At 39.5% G+C, this 3,028-nt stretch carries 1 protein-coding gene; it reads left to right on the top strand.

The window, feature by feature from the left end; translation table 11 throughout:
- Positions 1-246: 246 nt before the first annotated feature.
- Positions 247-2,958 (top strand): insulinase family protein, encoded by a 2,712-nt coding sequence (locus AAC037_RS22735; RefSeq protein ID WP_339905845.1) that lies wholly within the window; start codon positions 247-249, stop codon positions 2,956-2,958.
- Positions 2,959-3,028: the final 70 nt, after the last annotated feature.

The raw sequence follows: 3,028 nt of genomic DNA, 5'->3' as shown, positions 1-3,028 counted from the left end.
TGAAGTACAGGAAACAAACCATACAACAATTAAAGGCAAAAGAATTAATCGCAAATTCATGTCTATCGTTAAGTGAAAGTAAATGTTAGGAAAATAAATATCGTCAGGAATAGTCATTTATCCTAAAAATAAGGTCTTGGCATGTTGGTATCATAATTATGATTCTCTACAGCTATGGAAATTCAGTGGTTTTTTACGTTATTTAGTAGTTTATAAATCCAACTTTACTGATAGAACTACTTCCGGATGAAAATTTTCAAACCATTATTTTTCTTGTTCCTATTAGGGACACTTCAATCTTTGTCTTATGCTCAGGTAAACCTTGATGCTTTGGTTCCCCTAGATGAACATGTAAAAATTGGGCGGTTGGAGAATGGTTTAACTTATTATATTCAACACAATCCGAAACCGGAAAACAAACTGGAATTACGATTGGCGCTCAAAGCCGGTGCCATGCAAGAAGATGAAAGACAGCTAGGTCTGGCTCATTTTGTGGAGCACATGGCTTTCAATGGATCTGAGCATTTTGAAAAAAATGAGTTAATCAGCTATTTACAATCCATAGGGGTGGCTTTTGGAAGTGATTTAAATGCCTACACAAGCTTTGATGAGACAGTCTACAAGTTGCCAATACCTACTGATGAACAAGAAAAACTGACCAATGGCTTTCAAGTGATGAGGGATTGGGCAGGAGGTCTTTTATTGAATACTGAAGATATCGATGCCGAACGAGGTATCGTAGTAGAAGAGTGGAGAACAGGACAAGGGGTAGGGCAGCGATTAAGGGATGCATACCTGCCGGTATTGTTGCATGAAAGCCGCTATGCACAAAGGATGCCTATTGGCAAAATGGAGATCATTAGAAATGCAGCAGACGCTTTGGTTAGAAAATTTTACAAAGACTGGTACCGTCCGGAGCTGATGGCAGTTGTGGCCGTAGGAGATGTGCCTACGGAAAAAGTTGAGGGACTTATCAAAGAATATTTTTCTGATCTAGAAAACCCGGAAAATGCTCCGGCTCGTGAATATTATGACGTGCCTGGCCATAAAGAGAATTTTGTTAAAATTATTACAGATGAAGAGGCACCCGGTATACAGGTACAACTTTATTATAAACACAAAGCCAAACCTTCCATAAATTATGGTGATTACAAAGGCAGGATCCTGAGAACAATGTTTGGCGGGATGATTACCCAACGCTTAGATGAGATCAGGCAGCAAGCGGACGCTCCTTTTATTTTTGCTGGTGCCAGGTATGGTAACCTGGTTAAACCATTGGACTTTTTCACCATCTCAGGCGTGGTAGGGCCAGGTAAACTTAAGGAGGGTTTATTGTCCTTTATTACTGAAAACCAGAGGGTAGTTGACCATGGCTTTACTCAAAGTGAATTGGACAGGGTTAAAAGGTCATTATTGAATAGTGCGGAAAAATCTTTCATGGAAAAGGACAAAGTTGAGTCAAGAACCTTGGTAGGCAGGTATGTATCTCATTTCCTTAATCAAAGTTTTGCCGATGGGCCTGAAAACAGGTATCGGTTTTACCAGGAAATCATTCCTGAAATAACACTTGATGATGTCAACAGATTGGCAGATGAATTGATCCGAAATGACAATATTGTATTGATTGTTTCTGCACCGGAAAAAGACAAAGAGAGCTTACCTAAAAAGGCTGAGCTTATAGAGGTTTTGGAAAGCGCAGCAAGCATTCAAACAAAGCCTTATAAAGAGGAATTGCTGAGAGATGAATTATTGCTTTCCAAACCCAAGAAAGGCGAGGTGATTGATCAGGCTTACAATAAAGAGGTCAATGTTACCACGGTGACCTTAGGCAATGGAATGAAGGTTTATTTTAAGCCAACCGATTTTAAAAACAATGAAATAATTTTTACTGCCAGTAGTAAAGGAGGAACTTCTTTGTATCCCCTAGAGGATCATTATAGCGCTAATTATTCCGGGACAGCCATCAATGTAATGGGAATTGGTGATTTTTCTCCTTCTCAACTAAAAAAGGTTTTGGCAGGAAGAAATGTTCAGGTTACACCCAATATCAGTACCTATTCTGAGCGCATTACCGGTGCCACTACTCCCGGAGATTTTGAAATGACCCTTCAACTTATTCATTTATATTTTACTTCTCCAAGGATGGATCAGTCATTATGGGATGTGTTTATTGCCAATCAAAAAAACCAACTTGAAAGTGCCAGTGTAAATCCTGATTTTCAATTCAATAAACGGGTGAATGAAATAATTAGCAATGGGAACCCAAGAGGAAGGGGGATATATACAGCCGGACAATTGGATTCCATAAGCTTAAATAAAAGTGTCCAGATTTATAAGGAAAGGTTTGCCAATGCTGCCGACTTTAATGTGTTGTTTACCGGTAATATTGATATAGAAGAAATGCTTCCTTTAGTTACTCAATATTTGGGAAGTTTACCGGGAGACTCTTCTAAAAGAGAAAATTTCGTTGATTTGGGTTTGACTCCTCCCCAAGACCGCAAGGAAACCATAAAAGTGGGTATGGACGAAAAAAGCCAGGTGATCTTATACTTTAGTGGTGAAACTGCTTACGACTTGGCCAAGTCTCAGCAACTTTCATATTTGGGTGAAATCCTAACGATCAAACTTATTGAGACCTTAAGGGAAGAAATTGGTGGCGTATATGGAGTAGGAGCCAGAGGAAGTTTAAGTCGGATTCCTGAAGAACGATTTAACTTTTCCATTTCATTTCCTTGTGGGCCTGAGGCAGTAGAAAAATTAACGGCTGCTGTTTGGGAGCAAATTAGGAAAATCCAAGAAGAGGGACCGGATGAAGCCGATCTTGCCAAAGTTCGCGAAACCAAACGCTTGGACTTGGAAGAAAACCTGAAGAGAAATGGCTTTTGGCATGGACAGTTGAATGTAGCCATTAATGGTGGCCTTCCTTTAGATACCGTATTAGGTGCTGAAGGAACTTGAGCTTTAGGTGATAAGTTTAATTTATTTTGAATGATCAATCGTCCATTTATCAGAAGCGTGTTAGCTTGAA

The organism is uncultured Cyclobacterium sp., from assembly GCF_963976465.1.
Taxonomy (GTDB): domain Bacteria; phylum Bacteroidota; class Bacteroidia; order Cytophagales; family Cyclobacteriaceae; genus Cyclobacterium.
Note: the sequence above shows the minus strand (reverse complement) of the source record. Positions and strands in the feature narration are given on the sequence as shown.